Origin of the sequence: Bacillus cereus group sp. BfR-BA-01310 (genome assembly GCF_022664325.1) — a bacterium.
Taxonomy (GTDB): Bacteria; Bacillota; Bacilli; order Bacillales; family Bacillaceae_G; genus Bacillus_A; species Bacillus_A paramycoides.
In genome coordinates this window covers 48,644-69,666 of the sequence record NZ_JAKUHD010000010.1, presented here as the reverse complement: position 1 = coordinate 69,666, position 21,023 = coordinate 48,644, and the positions used below count along the sequence as shown (strand labels likewise).

The following is a 21,023-nucleotide window of genomic DNA, read 5'->3' as shown; positions in this document are numbered from 1 at the left end:
AATTAACCTCTCCAATCTTGGACGATATTTCCGTCACGAATTACAATTTGGCGGGCTGCAGCTTCCCCGATTTCACGGTCATGGGTAATCATAATGATTGTTGAGCCTTGTTTGTTTAATTCGTAAAAGAGGTCCATAATTTGTGTACTTGTTTTCGTATCAAGTGCTCCCGTCGGTTCATCGGCTAAGATAAATTTCGGGTTATTTACGATTGCGCGTGCAACAGCGACACGCTGCTTTTGACCACCTGATAATTCGTTCGGCAAGTGGGTAGCGCGATCAGCTAAACCTACTTTTGTTAAAGCAGCTAATGAGCGCTCGCGTCTTTCTTTTTTATCAACTCCAGCGTAAATAAGAGGTAATTCAACATTTTGAAGTGCTGTAAGTCTCGGTAGTAACATGAAGTTTTGGAATACGAAACCGATCTCTTTATTACGAACGCGTGCAAGTTCTGTTTCAGACATGTTTGAAATATTTTGCCCAGCTAATTCATATGTACCGGTCGTTGGTTTATCTAAGCAACCGATAATATTCATTAACGTTGATTTACCAGAACCAGATGGTCCCATTATAGAAGTGAATTCTCCTTGGTTCAGTGTTACGTCAATTCCGTGTAATATTTGAACTGACTCTGCACCATTTTGGAAGGACTTCGTGATGCCTTTTAAGTTAATCATTCAACGACAACCTCCATACCATCTTTTAAGTCTTTTTCAGGTTTAGAGATAATTTGTTCTCCTTTTTTCACTCCAGCAACCTTTGCTTCGCTATCCGTTTCGAATTCAACCGTAACAGCTTGTTCTTTCGCTTTTCCATCTTTTACAACGAAGACAACATTTTTGTCGCCTTTTTTCACAATACTGCTTTTCGGAACAATCGTACCAGTTGCTTCGCCTGATTTACTCGTTACGTATACGTGGAATCCGTTTTGTAATCCTTCACTATTATCTAATGTGACAGTGAATTGATAATTAGAAACTGTTTTATTGTCATCCATGCTCTTTAATGGCGTAGAGCTGATTTCTGTTACTTTTCCTGTCCAAGTCTTACCAGCAACAGTTTTTGAAGAAACAGTTACTTCCTGCCCAACTTTTACACTAGCAAGCTCATATTCAGAAAGTTGACCTTTTACTTTAAATGGACCATCGTGACGAAGTGTAATTCCACTCATGCCTGTTTTTTCATCAGCAGTTTTAACGATATCATCAATTACGCCATCAGCAGGGCTCGTTACAGAAAGAGTGCTTAATTTCTCTTTTGCTGCTTTAATCATTTCATCAGCTTTTTCTACTTCAAACTTTTTCATTTCAAGTTGTGATTCTAATTGTTGAACTTCGATTTCCGATGCTTTTAATGCTTCCTGAGGAAGACCGGCATTTTTATCTTTTTGTAATTTTTGTTTTGCTAAATCAATTTGTTTTTGATGTAATGTTACTTCTTTTTGTGCAATTTTCTTTTGCATTTCTGCTTCCGTTACGCCTTGTTTGGAAACTGGATCATTATATTTAAAAAGAAGCTGTCCTTTTTTTACTTCATCACCTTTTTTAACAGCTAATTCATACGTACCTTTTGTTGGATCGAATGAGATTGTTTCAATACCATTAGGGATAACTTCGCCGCCAAATTTTTGTGCGTTTTCAATTTGTTTTTCCGTAACTTTATAACCGCCATATGCCATTGCTACTTCAGATCCACCGCCAGCAAATGCGAAATATGATCCAGCTGCAATTCCGATTGCTACTACACTAGTAATTAACACTTTATTTTTCTTCTTCATCTATTTATCACCTTTTCGTTCGTTTTAGTATCTACATTAAGTATAGAAGAGGTAGAGAATCTGACAAATCGTTTTAGCTTACAATAACCTTACAGTTTTGTAAGGTATGAATATGTAGATGTAAGGTAGAGGTTGTACTATTTTAAGTAGATGAATTGACTCTTTGTTTCTTTCTTACAATAATATTGTATGAAGGAGAGGAGGAAGGAAGATGGAAGCTTATTTTAGTGCGCAGCCATTAAAACCATTTATTCCATACTCAAGGCAACATGCCATTATATTATGTATTATGTTGGTGGGGATATTTTTTCTATATCAATACCAAGATTTATTACGTCAAAATGAGTGGAATATAACGGTTCGATATGCGATTGCATTTCTATTTATAGGAAGTGAAATTGGACTTCATATGTGGGAATGGAAAGCAGGTGTTTTTGAGCTGGGCACTTCATTACCATTTGAGTTATGTACGATTAGTTTGTTGTTAGCATCGATTATGATTGTAACGAAAAGTTATCGAATATATGAGATTGTGTTTTTTATAGGGATTATTGGTGCATCACAAGCCATCTTAACGCCAAACCTGCAATATGCTTTTCCACATTTTCGTTTCATTGAATTTTTTATCGCACATATATTGCTCATTTGGGCACCGCTCTTTATGACTTGGGTGGAAGGATATCGTCCTACTTTGCAGTCTATTAAACGGACGATGATATTTTTAAACGTATTAATTCCTATCGTTTCGTTTGTGAATTACAAAACGGGTGGTAATTATATGTTTTTAGCTCATAAGCCAGAAACTGCTTCATTACTCGATATGTTAGGGCCGCATCCTTACTATATTATTTCATTAGAACTTGCAGCGCTTATTGGATGTTTTATTGTGTATATGCCGTTTGTAAAAAGAGAAAAACATGTGCATAAAGAATCGCTAGGATCATAACCTAGCGATTTTTTATTGTGAATATTTACAATTCAGAAAATTAAGAATAAAATTAAAGGATAAATTATATAGAGAGAAGGGAGAAAATGGTCAGAAAAGTTTTTTTGAATGGGATGGAAATGACGATTCAATTTATCATTTCAATTTTGGGTATTATTTGTTTGGGGGCGCTACCAAAATTATTTTATGGATTTGAGTTGAATGTATCAGAGTACATAAAGAGTCTAAAAGAAGTATTTGCGAAATTAATGGATATTTCCAATATGCAATATGCAAGAGATAAATTTTTATTTCCTCAGTTGTTTGTCCATTATAAAGAAACAATGGTTATTTTTTTGGCCGCATTTTGCATTTCATTATTGGTAGCATTTTGTATCGTTTATATGATTATGAGTAGTTCACCGCGTATACAACATCGAATTAAATCGTTTCTCACCTTTCTAGAATCCATTCCAGACATTCTTCTTATTTTAGGATCACAAATTTTAGTTATATGGTTTTTTAAACAGACAGGTTTTTTACCTTTTCAAATTGCGGCAATTGGAGGCGAGTCCATTAGAGGATTGCCGATATTTTGTTTGAGTATCCCGACTACGATTATGTTCGTAAAGTTATTAGTGTTACGTTTTGAAAATGAGCTAGAAAAAGATTACGTACTCTTTGCTCAGGCGAAGGGTTTGGATCGCTTTCATATTTTAAATCGTCATATTTTACGAAATGTGCTACTTAGTACGCTTTTCTTTGCAAAAACGAATATTTGGTTTATGTTATCAAATTTATATATTATAGAATGGATTTTTAATACGAGAGGTATTTTTATATTTGTGAAATCATATCCGGATATGAAGATTGAGTTGTTCATTGTTAGTGTGCTGCTTATTTATATTCCGATTTTTATTTTATTTAAACTGTTTCATTATCTCGTTCCAGCTGCGATGAAGGAGAGATTATAATATGTGGACGTATATAAAACGTGATAAAAGGTTTTGGATAAGCATTGGATTTCTTCTCATATTAGTTCTTTTGAGCATCGGAAATACGATATGGAATGATGGACATATTAGGCAAGTAACATTGCAATATGATGCGGCTGACAATCCAGAAGTACCACCATTTTCACCTTCATCACAATTTTTACTCGGAACAGATCGGAAAGGATATGACCTTTTAAATTTAGTAATTGAGGGAGCGAAGTGGACGATTGGTATATCTGTTTTAATTGCAGCGCTTAGAATGGTAATAGGTGTATTTATCGGTGTTTTCCTCGGAACATACATAAAAAGGGGTTTTTCGAAGATTGAAGCTTTTTTTGACAGTTTTACAGTTATTCCGATAGTCATGATCGCTTATTTCTTCCTTCAATCTGTTAATAAATTTGGAAGTGGAGAGGAGACATCAACTTTTTTTGAGCGAGCTTCATTTCAAGTTGTATTACTTGTAGCGCTTGCTTTGCCAGTTATTGCACTTTATGTTGCGAAGGAAGTTCGTAAATTACAAACGGAAGAATTTATTGATGCCGCGCGCATATTAGGTGGATCGAGAAGGCATATTGTTATAAAGCATCTTTTTCCGCATCTTTATATGACGTTTATACTCGTATTTCTTCAGCAGTTTACTCAGACTCTTACAGTTTTACTGCACTTAGGGTTACTTGAAGTCTTTTTTGGAGGAACAGTTGAATTTGGAGGAATGATGGAGAAAGAGTTAGATTCCTACACACATGAATGGTCAGGATTAATCGGCGTATATTTTCGCTCTTTAACAGTGCATCCGTGGATTCCTCTCGTTCCAATTACATTTTTCGGGCTTACCATCTTTTCAGGAAATATGATTGCAAAAAGTATAGAAGAAGCAATGATGAAAGTTCGATTAGGTGGAGAGGTAAAGAAGGAAGTAGCAGAAGAGGAACAACCGAATTTGCAGTCAAAAGAAGAGTTATTTACATTTAAACATACGATGTGAAAATAAAAAAAGAAGCAAGCATGGATTTCATGCTTGCTTCTTTTTTTATTTTGTAGAAACTTCACCTTCAGCTTCTGTTTGCGGAATAAAGTATCCGATTATACCACCGATTATTGCTGGAACGATCCAGCCGATTCCTAAGTTATAAAAAGGAATTGTGTGTACGATATTCGCGATAAAACTTGGTATCATTCCCACATTATCAAGTGCATGAATACAGCTAATCATGAATGCTGCGATCATTGCCCCGATGTAGACAGAAGGTTTACGTTTCGTATATTTATCAATAAATGATACGAAAATTAAAATGATTGTAATTGGATATAAAATAATTAATACAGGTAATGTAATTTTAATCAATAAACTTAATCCTAAGTTTGAAATAACGAAGCTAAAGATACAAACGTATAGTACAAGCTTCTTATATGAAACATTTGTTAGTACTGTTGTGAAATAGTTGGCGAATGCACTTACAACACCGATTGCAGTCGTTAAACAAGCAGCTATAATCGCGATACTTAATAAAACATTACCGCTTGTCCCAAAGAATTGATACATAATTGTTGCTAGTAGCTGACCGCCATTTTCGAATTGTCCTAAGTTTCCATTTGAAGCCCCGATATAACCGAGTAAGAAATAAACAATTGTTAAGAAAAGGGCAGCAATGCTTCCGCAAATAATTGTATATTTCGCAATGGATTTTTTCTCTTGTATACCGTTTTGACGAATTGCATTTACAACAATTGTTGATAATACGAGAGCTCCGATTGCATCTAAAGTTAAAAATCCTTCAAGAAACCCTTTGAAAAATGGGATGTCTTTATAGTCACCGATAGGCTCAGCGAATGATCCTGGTGAAAGAATTGCTTTTGTTGCCATAATTGCAATAATTCCAAGTAAAATTGGCGTTAATATTTTACCGATATGATCTACTAATTTGGATGGGTTTAATGATAAGAAGTAGACGACTGTAAAGAAAATCGCACTAAAGACTAACATAGAATACCATTGATCAGGGAAAAGTGGTGCAATCCCAATTTCGTAAGATACAGATCCAGTTCGTGGAATAACAAATAGTGGGCCGATTGAAAGATAAATAATGATAGCGAATACTGCTGCGAATTTTGGATGAACACGGCTTGCTAAAGTGTTAAAACTACCACCGGCAAGGGCAACTGCGACGATAGCAAGTAAAGATAAGCCGACGTCTGTAATAATAAATCCTGTAATGGAAACCCACATATTTTCTCCAGAAGAGAGGCCGAGAAGGGGCGGGAAAATCATATTACCAGCACCGAAGAAAACTGCGAATAGTAGTAAACTAATCGAAAGTATTTGCGCTGGTTTTAAAGTTGTACGCATATAAAGAAAATCCTCCTAATGAGTGCTTTTGTCGAAAATTCAAACAATTTGTCGAGTAACTGTTATTATTTTAAAGGTCTGATGACTAGAAAGCAAGAGGGAATTTTATAAATATTAAAAAATGATGCATTAAATTGAATAAATATACTATTTATATGTTAATTAGGAAGGATTTAACTTTTAACGTAAAAAAACACATATCGTTAGGATATGTGTTTTAAAAATAAATTTTTCGATCACGCTCTTCTTTTAAAATTTCTACTGCTTCTCGGAATCGTTGTGAATGAACAATTTCTCGTTCGCGTAAAAAGCGTAAGCTGTCATTTATGTCTGGATCGTCGGATAAATCAATAAGCCATTGATAGGTTGCTCGTGCTTTTTCTTCAGCTGCAATATCCTCATATAAATCTGCAATAGGATCTCCTTTTGCTTGAATATAAGTAGCGGTAAAGGGAACGCCACCTGCATTATGATAAAACAAAGCGCTATCGTGATTAGCGTATTGCGCGTCTAATCCAGCAGCTTTCATTTGTTCAGGTGTTGCATCTTTTGTTAATTTATAAATCATTGTAGCAATCATTTCTAGATGTGCGAACTCTTCTGTACCAATATCGGTTAGTAAGCCAACGACTTTGTCGGGAATTGTATAACGTTGATTTAAGTAACGAAGGGCAGCGGCTAGTTCACCGTCCGCACCACCATACTGTTCAACTAATAATTTTGCAAGAGCTGGATTACAAGTACTCACTTTAACAGGATATTGTAATTTCTTTTCATAAATCCACATATTTTCTCTCCTTCATCTTGTGTTAATGGACAGTAATAAGCATTCTTCTAGGCGAAGAAATAGCTGGGAATGCATAGTAGGCTTCATAATGATTTGGATTAAAGAATTCAAAACTAATGAAAGTTTTACGTTATATTTGCCATGGCCAAGGTCCTTTGCTCCATTCCCATGGAGCGTTAGAATAACTATTTCCAAATTGCTGAAGTGGACCAAATTTCTCTTCAATTTTTTGTTTTAATACTCTTCGTTTATAGGAGAAATCGTTGAATTGATTTATAGCTGTAGTATCGTCGGGATGCGTATCTAAATAGAGGGTAAGTTCAACTAATACAAAATCAAGTTCTTGTAGTTCTTCAATCCATTTGTAATATTCATCAGGCAATGTTTGTGTCACGTTTTTGCTCACCGTCCTTTTTTGTGAGGGTTTTCATAAAAATCATAAAATGCAGGCCATAGAGTCCCTTTTCTTAAAGCCTCTTTTGGTGGGAATTGGGGTAAATTAGTTGGTTGAAAGCCCATGTATAAGTGGGGGGGAGTTGAGTAATATTTTTTTCCGATTGGAGGGCAAGGATCGTTTGGGCTGTGAAAAGGTATGTAGGATTTCATGAATTCATCCATGTTACACTCCTCCTTTATAAATGAAATATTCATCACTATGTATTGTATTCGTACATAATTGTAAATTATGACTCATATAGAAAACTAATAGAGACAGGGGGAGTGCGGATGGAAAGTATTACAACATGTATTGTATTAGAATCCAAAAACTTAAAGGAAACATTATATTTTTATGAAGGGATTCTAGGTTTTAAACCAAGCGAGGAGAGGCCACAATTACGTGTAACAGGTGTTTGGTATGATATTGATTCAACGAGAATTTGTTTTGTTGTAAATCGGAATTTTGGGGAGAATAGAGAGACTGTCACATCATCAGTTAAGGAAATATTTTTAAAAACTACAAATATCGAGCGAATAAAGAAAAAGTTAGAATTTTATCATATATCATTTACAGAAGAATGCTGTGGTGAAGAAGTAAGAATAACTTGCTATGATCCAGACCGTTTTAAGCTCCAAATTGTTTCAACAGAGAATATAGAATAGCGTCTTTTATAATGTAATAATCTTAATGGCAAATGAAAAAAATATTGACAAGCCTCTCCAAATATTTTAATGTGATTGTATAAAATTGTGTATATAAAGGGGAGTAACTTATTACAATAGAGTCGTCATTACAGGGAGAAACCCTCGGCTTTATTGGCAACGTTTCGTTGTTAGTGAGACCTTTACCAGCAATGGTAAAGGCCCCTTATTGTCTTTTTTAGGACCCTTACCATATTTGGTAGGGTCCTTTTTGTATACAAAGAGAGGAGAAATAAAATGAAAAAACTTATAAGTAGATTAAGAGTTGTATTTCATGTTCGCCGATTTGTTCCATTTTTATTTGACTTTTTCACTTCAAAAGAGGTTTCAATAAAGAAGAAAATCTTATCTATTGTTTTTTTAGTAGGGTATGTTGCTATGCCACTCGATTTAATTCCAGACTTCTTACCGTTTATTGGTATTTTAGATGATATTGGAATTGTTTTATTCATTTTGAACCGAATCGTAAAGATGGCACCAGTACATTTGCAAGAAAAGCATAATGTGAATATAGGATAGGAGTTAAACGTGTGGAGCAAATTATTTTAGATATAATTGAGTATTTAAAGCAGTTTTCTTATTTTGGAGTTGTGTTAGCTTTAACTTTTGAATTTATTCCAGCAGAGGTTGTTTTGCCGCTTGTCGGGTATTGGGTGTACGAGGGTGATATGAATTTTTGGCTAGCTGTGTTAGCCGGAACACTTGGTGGAACGACAGGGCCATTAACTTTATACGCGCTCGGTTATTACGGTGGTCGTCCTCTGTTGCTGAAATATGGGAAATACTTCTTTGTTAAAGAAGAACAAATTCAAAAAGCAGATGATTTCTTTGCGAAGTATGGCCCGGTTGTAGCATTTGTTGGACGCTTCGTTCCAGGGGTCAGAACACTTATTTCTGTTCCATGTGGTATGGCGAAAATGAACATATGGCAATTTATCATATATACATTTATAGCAATGTTCCCGTTAACGGCCTTGTATATTTATGTAGGGATGAAATTAGGACCGCATTGGGAAAAAGCAGGGGCTATTGTAGGGGAGTACATGTTACCTATACTAGTAGTTGTTCTTGTGATTGTGGGTAGTATCTTAATCTATAAATATATGAAAAAGAGGGACAAAACGGAATCTATTTAAAGATAAAGTGAAACTTTAATCAGTGGGGGTTTTGTTCATCCCCCACTGATTATTAGTTGAACCAATCGGGCGTTTACGGGCAGTTGATCTCCCACCTAACTTCCTCGCATTCTCCGAATTTTGAGGTGGGAGTCTTACTGCCCGTTAATGCGGGATAAAGGTGCATAATTTCTTGTGAATGCTCAGGAGCAGCGTTAACTTGTTGTCCAGATAAAAATTTTGTACAAGATAAAGTGTGTAGTCCATGGTCAGGAACTGTAGTTGCTACTGCAATTACAAATGTGCTGTACAACCACAAAGTAGCGGCTCGTTTACAGTAAGGTATTTTACTACAATTCAAATTGTAACAACAGGGACGGCAACGAGCCAAGGGCAATTATGCCTTACAGTGCGTTATCCGATTTCATAAGAAAAGGCATACCAAAATGGTATGCCTTTTCTCTATGGTTTGTAGGTTCATAAGTAAAGAAGAGGAAACTTATCTTATAAACAAAATGAAAACTGACAACAATATTTCCCCTCTATATAGGGGAGTGGATTATTTGGAATATTAATAATTGTAATGGATTGTAATGATTTCCCTGTGTACGACATCGTGTCGCTAGGAAAAACAGTAAAGGTGGTTGTATAAGATAGTACAAGTAATGTTGGATGTTACGTAAAATTGACTGTATATTTACAAAAGTAAAATAACTTTTAACTTTAATTTAAATGAAGTTAATATGTGTTCGGTACAATAACCATTGTAATTAATTCATTATATGAGGAGGATTCACGTGGAAAGAACTGCTTTACGAAAAGTAAAAGGCCTTATTGGATTATTGATGGTTTTTGTATTAGCATTTGTATCATTTCCGTGGAGTACATCGGTCAAAGCGGAAGAGAAAAAACAAGAAAAGGCGCCAAGTGAGAAGAAGCTTATTTTTCCAGTTGTAAGTGATGTGCATATTAAAAATAGTGGAACAGATGATACGTTTCGCTGGAAACGAGCGATTGAGCAATTTAATACGCTTGCACCAAAGCAAGATGCTTTTGTTATTGTAGGTGATTTCACGGATACAGGATCGCTGCAGCAATATGATCGTTTCATGCAAGTGTATAACGAAAATGCAAATAAAGATGCGGTACGAATGAATTCTCTAGGTAATCATGATTATTGGAATGGCTTATCTGTAGAGGGAGCGCAGAAGCGTTTCTTAGAAAAAACAGGAATGGAATCGATTTATTATCATAAGGTGGTAAAAGGGTATCATTTCCTTGTTATGTCTCCAGAGGATGGGACAACACATGGATATTATTCGGACAAGCAAATTAATTGGTTAAAAGAAGAAATGGCAAAGGCACAAAAAGAGGATCCAGAAAAACCGATTTTTGTGTTTTTACATCAACATATTAAAGATACAGTGTACGGTAGCCAAGAATGGGGAACACAGGATAGTGCAAAAATTAATGCGGTATTAAAAGAATATCCACAAGTCATTACGTTTTCAGGTCATTCGCATTATCCGTTAGATGATCCAAGATCGATTCATCAAAAAGACTTTACGTCCGTTGGAACATCTTCTGTAAGCTATATGGAAGTTGAAGGCGGTAAAGTACAAGGAAATATCCCGCCAGGAGCTAGTACATTAAGCCAAGGTTTATTAGTGGAGGTAGATGACAAAGAGGTAACAATTAATCGCCGTGATTTCCATACAAATTCTTGGACAGGCGAACCTTGGAAAATTAAGTTACCAACGAAAAAAGAAGGATTCAACTATGTAGAAGATCGTGATAAAGAAAAGCCATACTTTGCGAAGGATGCAAAGCTTGCTATATCAAATGTAACGGGAAATGCGGCAACAGTAACATTCCCGCAAGCGTTGGACAACCTTCTTGTTCATTCTTATCGCTTGCAAGCAAAGGATAAACAAACAGGTGAGGTTAAAAATAAGCTATTAGCGTTCTCTGAGTTTTATCGTGATCCAGTACCGAAAGAACTTACATTTACACTTGCAGGATTAGATGGCGGGAAAACATATAAGCTTGAAGTGGTTGCAATTGATTCGTTTGGCAATGAAAGTGAACAACCGTTAACAGCGGAAATTACAACGAAAAAAGATAATATTGATCCGAATGTGAAAGTGCCAAAGGCAGACGTTTTTGATGTGAATTTTTTAGATGGTACATTTACAGATAATTCACCATTTGGGACAAAAGGTGATGTGAAAGGAAACGTATCAATTGAATACGATAAAGCCTTGAAAAAACATGTAATGAAGTTAAATGGAAAAGCAAATACGTTTGGTTACATTCCGTTTTCAGCGGCACAAAAAGAAAAAGTAGCGAATACGTTTACGTTAGAAACTGTATTTTCGATGAATGAAATTCGTGGACAAGGGATTTTACAAAATACGGAGAGCGGTGGAATTGGTTTTGAATCTACAGGAAGTGGATATGTAGAATTGTGGGCTCATATTGGCGGAAGCTATAAGCGTGTTGGCGTTCAATTAGAAGCAAACAAAACGTACCATTTAACCGGAACGTATAATGGAAGTGAAGTAGCAATTTATGTAGATGGTAAAAAAGTAAATAGTCAGCCAGCTCAAGGGAAAGTATATCACCCGAACGTACCATTTGCATTTGGTGCTGACCCAGATAGTAATGGAAATGGCGGTATTCCGTTAAATGGACAAATTGCGCTCGCAAAATTATATAGTAAAGCGTTAAGCTCTTCAGAAGTATTAGCAGCGTACAATGAGTTTTCTAGTCGTACAAAATTAGAGCAAGTAAATGCGTTATATGAAGAGATTGGAAAAGTGAAAGAAGTATTGGCAGGTACTTATGAATTTGGTGAGAAGCCAGGTCAATATTCACAAGAAGCGTTTAACGAATTACAAAAAAGTTATAGTAATGCAAAAAAAGTATTCGAAAACGCAGCAAGCACAGGAGAAGAAATTGTTCAAACGTATAATGAATTAAAAACAGCAAACCAAACATTTGTACAATCAAAAGTGGTAGAAGAACAGCCAAAAACACCGAAAGAAAAATTACAAGTGAATATTGAATCTGCAAAAGCTTTAGTAAAAAAAGCGCAAGCTGGAGAAATAACAGATGGATCAGTTAAATCATTAAGTCAAAAAATCACAGTTGCAGAAGCGGTGTTAAAAGATAAAAATGTAAAAGATGAGTATGTAGAATCAATGAATCGTACGTTAGAGCATGCTATTTCATTGGTTGAAAAAAGCATTAACAAATAAGGAAGAAGAAAAAGAAGCTTATCATGATAGGCTTCTTTTTTGTTATACTAAAAGTAGAATAGAAAAAGGGAGCGAATAATTTGGAAGAGAAAAAGATAAAAAGAATTCTTGAATATGTATGGATCGCTGTTGTGCTCCTTGTAGGATATTATTTATTAAAAGATAAAAGTATATGGGTTCTATTTTTAATGACATTTTTATTAGCGGGATTAGGAACGCTATTTATTAACTTTTTCTTTGATAGTGTAAACGCGTGGAGAAAGAAAAAGAAGGAGACGAAGTAAGGGAAAATAAGCATGCAAAAGTTGAAGTTTATGAATTAACTTGCATCGGCATATTTGTCATTTTACAATCGTTAACTAAACAACAGAATAGAACATGAAAATAGCTCGCCTTTTTATAGGCGAGCTATTTTTTATGCTTCTTTTTTCTCATCGTTTGTTTTTTCAGTAGCTAAATGACTATGCTTTCTAGAGTAGAAGAAATAGACGCATAAACCGATAATAAGCCAAACTGCAAAGCTGATCCATGTTGTTTTAGACAAATTAATCATTAAATATAAACAACAAAGAATAGCGACAACTGGTAATACAGGTACGAGAGGTGCACGGAATCCACGTTTTAAATCAGGATGAGTTTTTCGTAAAATAAGTACAGCACAGCAAACGAATGTGAAGGCTGTTAACGTACCGATGTTTACTAAATTCGCTAGTAAATGTAAGTCTAAAAGTCCTGCTAATAAAGCTGCAAATACCCCAGTAATCCATGTGTTTAGTAAAGGGATTTTCACTTTTTTATTTATGCGTGCTAACGCTTTTGGAAGTAAACCGTCTCGGCTCATTGCATACGAAACGCGAACTTGTCCATACATAACGACTAAAAGAACGGTTGTCATTCCTGTCATTGCACCAACTGCAAGTAGCCCAGCGATAGTATCTTCTCCAACGAAATGTAGTGCAAATGCAACGGGATCAGAAACATCTAATTGAGTATAGGGAACCATACCTGTTAAAACGAAAGATACGATCATGTATAAAACGGTACAAATAAGAAGGGAACCGATAATACCGATTGGTAAATCACGCTGTGGTTTTTTCGTTTCTTCCGCAGCAGTTGCGATCGCATCAAAACCTAAGAATGCGAAGAAGACAGTGGCAGCTCCAGTAATAATGCCGTCGTATCCGAATGGAATGAACGGTGTCCAATTTTCAGGCTTTACATATTTTGCGCCTGCTACGATAAAGGCGATAATAACTGCTAATTTTATAAGGACCATAACATTATTAATGCGTGCGCTTTCGCGTATACCAAAACTTAAAAGCCCAGTAATGATAAGTAAAATACAAACAGCTGGTAAATCAATGAGACCACCTTTTCCCATGCCGGGGGCCGAGGCAATAATGGCGGGAAGGTGTATATTGAACCCTTGAAGCAATGATTGTAAATATCCAGACCAACCAACAGCTACCGCTGCAACTGCGAGTAAATATTCGAGCATTAAACACCAACCAACGATGAAGGCGACAACTTCTCCGACGGTCATGTATGCATAAGTATAAACACTTCCTGAGACTGGTATAGAAGAAGCGAATTCTGCATAACAAAATGCTACACAAGCACAAGTAAATGCAGCGATAAGGAATGATAACATAATACCAGGACCAGAATGTTTTGCCGCTACAATACCTGTTAATACAAAAATCCCTGTCCCAATTACGGCGCCGATTCCTAAAAACGTTAAATCTAATGCAGTTAGTGTTCGATCTAGCTGCCGTGGTGATTCAGTACTAAGCGCTTTTTTTCGTAATAATGATTTCACTTTGGACTCTCCCCCCATTTTTTCGTCTCCATAACTGCGAATAGTGTGAACCCATTGGAAAAGAGTACGTAAGTGAAGGTACAGTTATGGTATATAGTTTTTTGAAATTTCTGGATTAATTTTAATATAATTCAGAATATTTTGTCAAATAAAACTTTAACAAATAAAATGCCGGTTGTAAGGAGAAACTATGTGCAGACATAGATGCAGGTTAACAATCAGTAGAGATGAAGAATAATCCACTGATTAAAGTTTTACTTTATATAGTAGGAGAAGATGCTATGTTATTTTATTTCGAACTTGTCGTCATTTTACTTTGTACGAAATTAGCTGGTGATATTAGTGTTAGACTTGGCCAGCCTTCTGTACTCGGTAAATTAATCATTGGTATTATTATCGGTCCAGCCGTGCTAGGTATTATTAATAGTTCTGAACTTATTGATGAGCTTAGCGAAATTGGTGTTTTGCTACTTATGTTTATGGCGGGGCTCGAAACAGATTTAGAAGAGCTAAATCGGAACTTAAAATCGTCATTTGCAGTAGCGGCTGGTGGAATTATTTTTCCTTTTATCGGTGGATATGTAGTAGGACTGCTTTTTGGATTGATGCAATCCCATGCTATTTTTTTAGGATTATTACTTTGCGCCACATCGGTTAGTATTACGGTACAAACGTTACGAGATTTAGGGAAAATGAATACGAGAGAAAGTACAACAATTTTAGGAGCAGCTGTATTTGATGATGTGATAGTCGTTATTTTATTAGCGTTTGTAATGAGCTTTTTAGGAACGCAAGATGTGAATATAACACTTGTCATTGCAAAGAAAATTATTTTCTTTGTAAGTATTGTTTTTATCGCATGGAAAGTTGTTCCGTGGATTATGAAAATGCTCGTACCACTTCGTGTATCTGAAGCGTTAATTAGCGCGGCTCTTATTATTTGTTTTTCATTTGCTTATTATAGTGAACAAATGGGAATCGCAGGTATCATCGGAGCTTTTGCAGCAGGAATTGCAATATCTCAAACAGCGTATAAGCATGAAGTGGAACATAAAATTGAACCGATTGCGTATGCGATATTTGTACCAGTGTTCTTCGTAAGTATCGGGATGGAAATTACATTTCAAGGTATTGGAAGCCAACTTTGGTTCATTATCATTATGACGCTTATTGCGATTTTCACAAAGTTAATTGGATCAGGTTTAGGAGCAAGACTAACAGGATTTAATTTACAATCTTCTATTAGTATTGGGGCAGGGATGGTATCGCGCGGTGAAGTAGCGCTCATCATTGCAGCAAATGGATTAACGGCGAATTTGTTAGCGAAAGAAAATTTCACAGCTATTGTCATTGTCGTTATATTAACGACGATTATTACGCCGCCGCTTTTGAAGAAATATTTTGTATAGAGAGAAGGAGCTTATCTTATATAGGTAAGCTCTTTTTTTATCGTAAAAAGCAATGGTTATGTAGCATGAATAGGTTGTAATTATGTTAAAATCTACGTATATGCTAGGGCAAGGAGAGAAATAGATGAAGATTACGAGGGGAAAAGTTATAGGCGTAGTTATACTTCTTTTACTTTGCATACCATGTATTGTAGGAAAAGAATCAAAAGTGAAAGATTTTCCGGTTTCTATTTTTTCTTCTCATGTGGAAGGCGGTTATCCACATGAATATAAATACACTGCATTTTTACCAGACTTCGCAGTTTGGCTAAATGGATGGGAAAAGAAGTGGACAGAAGGGGAAAGAACCGTTTATCAAAAAGGGAATCGCACTGTAAATGTGTTTCATCCTCCTGGTGATGATGGCTATTATCTTCATGAAGAAGGAGAATATACGAAATAAAAAGTAGCCACAAGAAGTGGAGGTTAAATGGTGAAAGCTTCAACATTACTATTTAAAATTGAAAATAATATGGATCAATTTTCACCAGCTGAAAAGAAGGTTGCCATGTATATAATGGAGAACGCAGAGATTGTTCCGAATTTAACGACGAAAGAAGTGTCTACAAATGCGGGAGCGAGTGAGGCGAGTGTTGTACGTTTTTGTAAAACAATCGGTATTGGGAGCTTTAAAGCATTTAAGTTAGCGCTCGTTCGTGAATTAACGATTGCTGATTATAATATTAACGATTTTTCAGTGATGAATACAGAAGATGGACCGTATGATTTGTTCAATAAAGTTACATATGTGAATAAAGCTGCAATTGAGGCGAGTGTTACCGCGATAGATAAAAAGGAACTCGAGAAAGCAGCAGATAGCATTGTAAATGCTGATAAGGTCATGTTTTACGGTGTAGGTGGGTCAGCTACACCGGCGATGGACGGAGCTTATAAATTTACTCGACTTGGATTTACAGCGATGATGCTATCTGATTTTCATATGATGTTGCCACTCGTCACGAATTTAAAAGAGGGAGATATATTTGTGGCGATTTCTACTTCTGGGCGGACGAAAGATGTGCTCGAAATGGCGCAATATGCGAAGAAGCGAGGAGCTACGGTTATTGCGATTACGAAGCTAGATCAATCATCTCCTTTATATAAAACGGCAGACATTCGCCTTTGTATGCCAGATGTGGAGCAAGATCATCGTATAGCGAGTATTGCTTCAAGGATGACGCAACTCAATATGATTGATGCTTTATACGTTATTACTTTTAATCGTATTGGTAATAATGTGATAGATCAATTTATGGAGACTAGAGAAGAAGCAGTAAGGTTACGGAAGTTAAAGTGAAAAGATGGGGCAACCCATCTTTTTTTTGTGGCTGGACATAAATTTGTCATGAAAAGAAATAAAATTTCATAAAATAATAAAGTAATATTGATTTTAAATTTCTTAAAGTTATAATAAAAGTGTGAAATTAAATTTCAAAGAAGGTGACAACATGCTAGAAAATTTATCTACAGAACATCGCAATGAGAAGACGATGAATTTAGATGAGATGAGTATAAAAGAAGTTTTACAAAGCATGAATCAAGAAGATCGAACTGTTGCGTTAGCAGTTGAACATGAAATAGAAGAAATTGAAAAGGTTGTACAGATTGTTATTAAGTCTTTTGAAGAAGCTGGACGATTAATTTATATTGGGGCTGGTACGAGCGGCCGTTTAGGCATTTTAGACGCAGTGGAATGTCCACCGACATATGGAACAGATGACAAAATGGTGCAAGGATTTATAGCGGGTGGATTGAAAGCGTTTACTAAGGCGGTAGAAGGTGCTGAAGATCGTGAAGAGTTGGCAGAAGAAGATTTAAAAAGTATTGGATTAAACGAGAAAGATACGGTGATTGGAATTGCAGCAAGTGGTAGAACGCCTTATGTAATTGGCGGATTGAAATACGCAAATAGTGTGGGAGCGAGCACAGCGAGTATTTCTTGTAATAAAAATGCTGTGATAAGTAAATATGCAAAACTAAATGTGGAAGTGGAAACAGGAGCAGAAATATTAACAGGCTCAACACGTTTGAAGGCTGGTACAGCGCAAAAGTTAGTACTGAATATGATTTCAACAGCGTCTATGATTGGTATAGGAAAAGTATATAAAAACTTAATGGTAGATGTTCAATCTACAAATGAAAAGCTAGTAGAACGCTCAAAACGAATTATTGTTGAAGCGACAGGCGCTAGTTATGAAGTAGCTACAGAGTATTACGAAAAAGCAGATCGAAATGTGAAAGCTGCAATCGTTATGATATTACTACAGTGTGAATATGGGGAAGCACTAAAAAAATTAAACGAAGCGAAAGGATTTGTGAAGAAGGCACTCTAAACTCTGGGGAGGGGGATTCTGTTATGAAGAAAGAAGTGAGAATGGCAAGTGAGATTACGGAGCAACTTGGGGGAGTAAAAAATATTCGTGGCATTGCTCATTGTATGACGAGGTTACGACTAACGCTTCATGATGAAAGTAAAGTGAATATGGACCTTTTGAAAAAAGTTGAAGGCGTTATGGGTGTGATTGAAGATGAAACACTTCAAGTTGTCGTTGGTCCAGGAACGGTAAATAAAGTAGCGGCAGAAATGGAAGTTTTAACAGGATTACGAATTGGTGAGGTGGCAGATTATCACCTTGAAGATATCGGCCAAGAGATAAAGTCAGGGATTAAGAAGAAAAACAATACACCAGTGAAAAACTTTTTAAGAAAAATAGGAAGTATTTTCATTCCGTTAATACCTGGTCTTGTTGCTTCAGGAATTATAAATGGAGTCGCTAACTTTGCGAAAAATGCAGGTGCTGATCCAAATGCAACATGGCTACAAATGTTACTTTTAATTGGCGGGGGTATCTTTACATTCTTAGGAATTTTAGTCGGTTGGAATACAGCGAAAGAATTTGGAGGGACACCAGTTCTTGGGGCAATTGCTGGTATTTTAATTTTCAATCCGGCGATGGCAAATGTAAAATTATTTGGTGAAGCGCTAGTACCCGGACGGGGCGGGCTATTTGCAGTTATTTTTGCAGCATGGCTCATGGTTGTAGTTGAGAGACGAGTACGAAAAGCAGTGCCAAATGCAGTTGATATTATTGTAACACCCCTTATTACTGTATTAGTGGTAAGTATAGTAACGATGTTAGTGATTCAACCAGTTGCAGGATTCTTATCTGAGGGAATTACAAACGGAATTAATGCTATTTTAAATATTGGTGGAGCATTTGCGGGAGCGGTGCTTGCGGGAACATTTTTACCGCTCGTTATGGTCGGATTACATCACGGTTTAACACCGATTCATATGGAATTTATTAATCAAACGCACGTAACGCCGCTATTACCTGTATTAGCAATGGCAGGTGCTGGGCAAGTAGGGGCAGCGATTGCGATTTATGTGAAAACAAAAAATAAACGACTTCGAAATGTTATTAAAGGTGCATTACCAGTCGGTTTTTTAGGGATTGGTGAGCCGTTATTATACGGGGTTACATTACCACTTGGGAAACCGTTCCTTACTGCTTGTTTAGGTGCAGCTGTCGGTGGTGCATTCCAAGCGGTTATGAAAACGGCTGCACTCGGAATTGGTGTATCAGGATTATCTTTAATTCCGTTAATTGCTGATAATAAATATCTATTATATTTCTTAGGGTTAGTAATTGCATATACTTTCGGATTTATCTTTACGTACTTCTTCGGATTTAAAGAAGAAATGGCAGAAAACATATAGAGAAAGGGGTCCCTTTCTCTTTTTCTATTAATAGAAAGGGAGATTCATATGATAGGAGTTTCAATTTATCTTTCAAAAGAGCGAGTAGAGAAACAAGAAGAATGGTTGGAAATAGCACAGAAAAACGGATTTTCATCTATTTTTACATCTCTTCACATTCCAGAAGACGATCCAAATACGTATAAAGAATTAATACAAATACTTGGGAAACAAGCGCTGAAGTATGAAATGGAATTAATGGTCGATGTCTCTCCGAAATCTTTACATCATTTAGGAATAACGTATGAAAATGTGGAAGAGTTAGTGGGGTGGGGCATTACAGGATTACGAATGGATTACGGTATTGCGCCAAAAGAAATCGCATGCGTATCACATAAGATGAAAGTAGCGTTAAACGCGAGTACGATTACGGAATCATTTTGGAAAGAGTTAATGGCAGAAAATATACGAGTAGATCGTGTAGAAGCGTGGCATAATTTTTATCCGCGTCCAGAAACAGGACTAGCAAAATCATTTTTGCAAAAACAAAATAAATATTTACATGAGTGCGGAATAAAAACGATGGCATTTATTCCAGGGGATGGTGAAAAACGAGGTCCTTTATATGAAGGTTTACCGACTTTAGAAAAACATCGATATATGCGCCCGCTTGAAGCGTATTTAGAGCTTGTCCAAGAGTGCGATGTTGATAAAGTGTTAATTGGAGATATAAGCGGGAGCCTAGAAAGTGTACAAGAAATCGCGAGTGCGAGTGGTGGAATTATCCCGGTGCGGTATCAATCATTTATGAATGATAGCGACGCGGTACAGCTGATAGAACGAGTGCATACGAACCGGCTTGATCCAGCACGTGATGTAATTCGCTCTGTAGAATCGCGAGAAGAAAATAATGTTGTATTACAACCGGTGAATACAATTTTAAGAAAAAGAGGCAGTATTACAATTGATAATGAATTGTACGGTAGATATGCGGGTGAAATGCAAATTGTTATAAATGATTTACCTGCAGATAAGAAAGTGAATGTTGTTGGAATGGTTGTGGAAGAGGACGTGTCTTTATTGCCTTATATTGGTGCTGGAAAAAAGTTTCAACTTTTTTACGTGATTGAGTGAAACCTTGAATTAGCGCTATTTTGTAAAAAAACATTATCTGTAAAAGGGGTAATGTTTTTTGTTTTCTTTTAAAAAGTATTTGACGAATGAAAGGAAATACCGTATTGTTTTGTCTTGTGAATAAAAGTTCGTCATAACAAAACAAAAAGGAGAGTTCAGAATGAATCAATATATTGGTAATTTAATTATTCGTATCGTGTTAGGAGTTACTTTTTTTGCACACGGTTTAGCAAAGTTTCAATCAGGTATCGATAACGTAGCAGGATGGTTTACAAGCATCGGCTTACCAGGTGGTCTTGCATACGGTGTAGCAACAGTTGAATTAGTTGGTGGTATATTATTAATTATCGGTTTAGGTGTGAGATATGTAGGATTGTTATTTGCTCTTATTTTAGCTGGAGCTATCGTAAAGGTAAATGGAGCAGCAGGTTTATTAGGAGATGGAAAGAATCCGGGATATGAATTAGATCTTGCATTATTGTCAATGGGTGCGTATTTATTCATTGTAAAAGCAGAAGGATATGTAGATCGTTTTTTAAAAGAGAAAGTAATGAAAACGAAGTAACTTTCATT

22 protein-coding genes and 2 pseudogenes are annotated in these 21,023 nt (G+C 36.1%); 16 read left to right on the top strand and 8 right to left on the bottom strand.

All coding sequences use genetic code 11. The features are described from left to right. Nucleotides 1-2: 2 nt before the first annotated feature. Together MR109_RS19175 and MR109_RS19170 are read right to left on the bottom strand one after the other, a co-directional pair. Nucleotides 3-677: an ABC transporter ATP-binding protein gene (locus tag MR109_RS19175; RefSeq protein WP_000609103.1), complete on the bottom strand. Its 675-nt coding sequence runs from the start codon at nucleotides 675-677 to the stop codon at nucleotides 3-5. Further along, nucleotides 674-1,777, bottom strand: a complete 1,104-nt coding sequence (locus tag MR109_RS19170; protein ID WP_098307410.1) for an efflux RND transporter periplasmic adaptor subunit — start codon at nucleotides 1,775-1,777, stop codon at nucleotides 674-676. The genes MR109_RS19175 and MR109_RS19170 overlap by 4 nt, the downstream gene beginning before the upstream one ends. A 211-nt stretch (nucleotides 1,778-1,988) precedes the next feature. On the opposite strand from MR109_RS19170, the gene MR109_RS19165 reads away from it, so the two are divergent. The 3 genes from MR109_RS19165 to MR109_RS19155 all read left to right on the top strand — a co-directional run bounded on the left by MR109_RS19165 (nucleotide 1,989) and on the right by MR109_RS19155 (nucleotide 4,685). After that, nucleotides 1,989-2,723, top strand: a complete 735-nt coding sequence (locus MR109_RS19165; protein ID WP_242273546.1) for a YwaF family protein — start codon at nucleotides 1,989-1,991, stop codon at nucleotides 2,721-2,723. Nucleotides 2,724-2,809: 86 nt separating this feature from the next. Then, nucleotides 2,810-3,676 carry an ABC transporter permease subunit gene (locus tag MR109_RS19160; protein ID WP_242273545.1) on the top strand — a complete coding sequence of 289 codons (867 nt, stop codon included), beginning with the start codon at nucleotides 2,810-2,812 and terminating at the stop codon, nucleotides 3,674-3,676. 1 nt (nucleotide 3,677) lies between these two features. Then, nucleotides 3,678-4,685, top strand: coding sequence for an ABC transporter permease (locus MR109_RS19155; RefSeq protein WP_098307405.1), 1,008 nt, complete (start codon nucleotides 3,678-3,680; stop codon nucleotides 4,683-4,685). Between the two features lie 45 nt (nucleotides 4,686-4,730). Here MR109_RS19155 and brnQ2 read toward each other — a convergent pair whose 3' ends face one another. From brnQ2 to MR109_RS19135, 4 genes are all read right to left on the bottom strand, one after another. After that, entirely contained in the window at nucleotides 4,731-6,047 is a 1,317-nt protein-coding gene (brnQ2, locus tag MR109_RS19150; protein ID WP_025150250.1) for a branched-chain amino acid transport system II carrier protein BrnQ2, read from the bottom strand. 217 nt (nucleotides 6,048-6,264) lie between these two features. Continuing rightward, nucleotides 6,265-6,834, bottom strand: a complete 570-nt coding sequence (cotJC, locus tag MR109_RS19145; RefSeq protein WP_002170510.1) for a spore coat protein CotJC — start codon at nucleotides 6,832-6,834, stop codon at nucleotides 6,265-6,267. 130 nt (nucleotides 6,835-6,964) lie between these two features. After that, nucleotides 6,965-7,228 carry a spore coat protein CotJB gene (locus MR109_RS19140; protein WP_048373601.1) on the bottom strand — a complete coding sequence of 88 codons (264 nt, stop codon included), beginning with the start codon at nucleotides 7,226-7,228 and terminating at the stop codon, nucleotides 6,965-6,967. Nucleotides 7,229-7,236: 8 nt separating this feature from the next. Further along, nucleotides 7,237-7,452, bottom strand: a complete 216-nt coding sequence (locus MR109_RS19135) for a spore coat associated protein CotJA (RefSeq protein ID WP_242273544.1) — start codon at nucleotides 7,450-7,452, stop codon at nucleotides 7,237-7,239. Nucleotides 7,453-7,560: 108 nt separating this feature from the next. Between MR109_RS19135 and MR109_RS19130 the strand changes: the two genes are divergently transcribed. From MR109_RS19130 to MR109_RS19115, 4 genes and pseudogenes are all read left to right on the top strand, one after another. Continuing rightward, entirely contained in the window at nucleotides 7,561-7,935 is a 375-nt protein-coding gene (locus tag MR109_RS19130; RefSeq protein ID WP_242273543.1) for a VOC family protein, read from the top strand. Between the two features lie 276 nt (nucleotides 7,936-8,211). Beyond that, nucleotides 8,212-8,493, top strand: a complete 282-nt coding sequence (locus MR109_RS19125) for a YkvA family protein (RefSeq protein ID WP_048373596.1) — start codon at nucleotides 8,212-8,214, stop codon at nucleotides 8,491-8,493. Nucleotides 8,494-8,504: 11 nt separating this feature from the next. Beyond that, nucleotides 8,505-9,110, top strand: a complete 606-nt coding sequence (locus tag MR109_RS19120) for a DedA family protein (protein ID WP_048373594.1) — start codon at nucleotides 8,505-8,507, stop codon at nucleotides 9,108-9,110. 167 nt (nucleotides 9,111-9,277) lie between these two features. Beyond that, nucleotides 9,278-9,519: pseudogene (locus MR109_RS19115) on the top strand (S-Ena type endospore appendage). A gap of 74 nt (nucleotides 9,520-9,593) precedes the next feature. Here MR109_RS19115 and MR109_RS19110 read toward each other — a convergent pair. After that, nucleotides 9,594-9,737 (bottom strand): annotated as a pseudogene (locus MR109_RS19110) (S-Ena type endospore appendage); the annotation flags it as partial. Nucleotides 9,738-9,886: 149 nt separating this feature from the next. Here MR109_RS19110 and MR109_RS19105 point away from each other — a divergent pair. Together MR109_RS19105 and MR109_RS19100 are read left to right on the top strand one after the other, a co-directional pair. Continuing rightward, nucleotides 9,887-12,349, top strand: coding sequence for a LamG-like jellyroll fold domain-containing protein (locus MR109_RS19105; RefSeq protein WP_242273541.1), 2,463 nt, complete (start codon nucleotides 9,887-9,889; stop codon nucleotides 12,347-12,349). Nucleotides 12,350-12,429: 80 nt separating this feature from the next. Continuing rightward, a complete protein-coding gene (locus tag MR109_RS19100) occupies nucleotides 12,430-12,633 on the top strand; it encodes a hypothetical protein (protein ID WP_002170516.1) in 204 nt (67 codons plus the stop codon). A 131-nt stretch (nucleotides 12,634-12,764) separates the two neighbouring features. On the opposite strand, the gene MR109_RS19095 is transcribed toward MR109_RS19100, so the two are convergent. After that, nucleotides 12,765-14,186, bottom strand: coding sequence for a branched-chain amino acid transporter BcaP (locus MR109_RS19095; protein WP_242273540.1), 1,422 nt, complete (start codon nucleotides 14,184-14,186; stop codon nucleotides 12,765-12,767). Between the two features lie 209 nt (nucleotides 14,187-14,395). On the opposite strand from MR109_RS19095, the gene MR109_RS19090 reads away from it, so the two are divergent. From MR109_RS19090 to MR109_RS19060, 7 genes are all read left to right on the top strand, one after another. Next, nucleotides 14,396-15,577, top strand: coding sequence for a cation:proton antiporter (locus tag MR109_RS19090; protein WP_242273539.1), 1,182 nt, complete (start codon nucleotides 14,396-14,398; stop codon nucleotides 15,575-15,577). 124 nt (nucleotides 15,578-15,701) lie between these two features. Then, a complete protein-coding gene (locus MR109_RS19085; RefSeq protein ID WP_025150257.1) occupies nucleotides 15,702-16,019 on the top strand; it encodes a hypothetical protein in 318 nt (105 codons plus the stop codon). Nucleotides 16,020-16,049: 30 nt separating this feature from the next. Continuing rightward, nucleotides 16,050-16,913: a MurR/RpiR family transcriptional regulator gene (locus MR109_RS19080; RefSeq protein WP_033719284.1), complete on the top strand. Its 864-nt coding sequence runs from the start codon at nucleotides 16,050-16,052 to the stop codon at nucleotides 16,911-16,913. Between the two features lie 151 nt (nucleotides 16,914-17,064). Then, nucleotides 17,065-17,949 (top strand): N-acetylmuramic acid 6-phosphate etherase, encoded by an 885-nt coding sequence (gene murQ / locus MR109_RS19075; protein WP_242273537.1) that lies wholly within the window; start codon nucleotides 17,065-17,067, stop codon nucleotides 17,947-17,949. Between the two features lie 23 nt (nucleotides 17,950-17,972). After that, the gene (locus tag MR109_RS19070; protein ID WP_002170522.1) at nucleotides 17,973-19,337 is read left to right on the top strand and encodes a PTS transporter subunit EIIC; all 1,365 of its coding nucleotides are present in this window, start codon (nucleotides 17,973-17,975) and stop codon (nucleotides 19,335-19,337) included. 48 nt (nucleotides 19,338-19,385) lie between these two features. Continuing rightward, nucleotides 19,386-20,450: a DUF871 domain-containing protein gene (locus MR109_RS19065; protein WP_242273535.1), complete on the top strand. Its 1,065-nt coding sequence runs from the start codon at nucleotides 19,386-19,388 to the stop codon at nucleotides 20,448-20,450. Nucleotides 20,451-20,610: 160 nt separating this feature from the next. Continuing rightward, nucleotides 20,611-21,015 (top strand): DoxX family protein, encoded by a 405-nt coding sequence (locus tag MR109_RS19060; protein ID WP_002150357.1) that lies wholly within the window; start codon nucleotides 20,611-20,613, stop codon nucleotides 21,013-21,015. Nucleotides 21,016-21,023: the final 8 nt, after the last annotated feature.